This is a genomic window from Pseudomonas sp. MIL19, assembly GCF_028680365.1.
GTDB classification, from domain to species: domain Bacteria; phylum Pseudomonadota; class Gammaproteobacteria; order Pseudomonadales; family Pseudomonadaceae; genus Aquipseudomonas; species Aquipseudomonas spirodelae.
In genome coordinates, this window is sequence record NZ_JAPPVG010000090.1 from 1 (window position 1) to 541 (window position 541).

General features: G+C 63.2%; 1 pseudogene. It reads left to right on the forward strand.

Annotated elements, in window-relative coordinates:
• Positions 1 to 348, forward strand: a pseudogene (locus N1078_RS19480) (methyl-accepting chemotaxis protein); the annotation flags it as partial.
• Positions 349 to 541: the final 193 nt, after the last annotated feature.

Below are 541 nucleotides of genomic sequence, written 5' to 3' on the forward strand. Positions count from 1 at the left end.
CAGGGCATCATCACGGGCCTGCATAAGGAAACCGAACGTGCCTTGAGCGTCGCTCGCGCCGGCAGCGAGGAAGCGCGCAACGGCGTGGCGCGGGTACTGCAGACCGAACAGTCGCTACAGGGCATCAGCCAGACGGTCGACAACATCCATCAGATGGCCGAGCAGATGGCCGCTGCCGCCGAACAGCAGAGTCTGGTCGCTGAGGATATTGCCCGGCAGATCAACTCGATTTCCCAGGCCACCAACGACAACGCCGAAGTCACCGGCAACAGCGCGCGCCTGGGCAGCCAGTTGCAGTCCACCGCGGGCTCCCTGCACGCACTGGTCGAGCGCTTTAACAGCAAATAAACAAAACACCTACCGGGCGCTAGCAGCGCCCCCGGATAACGCCTTGCAGCCTCTCTATCTGAACCACCGCAGTCTGGCGCTGAGCACCTGCGCCCTGGCCCTGGTACTGATGGCCATGGCCCTGAGCCTGCCTCCGATTGCCATCTTCACTGCCCGTCCGGCCGACTACCTCTCGGTGCATATCCTGCTGGAA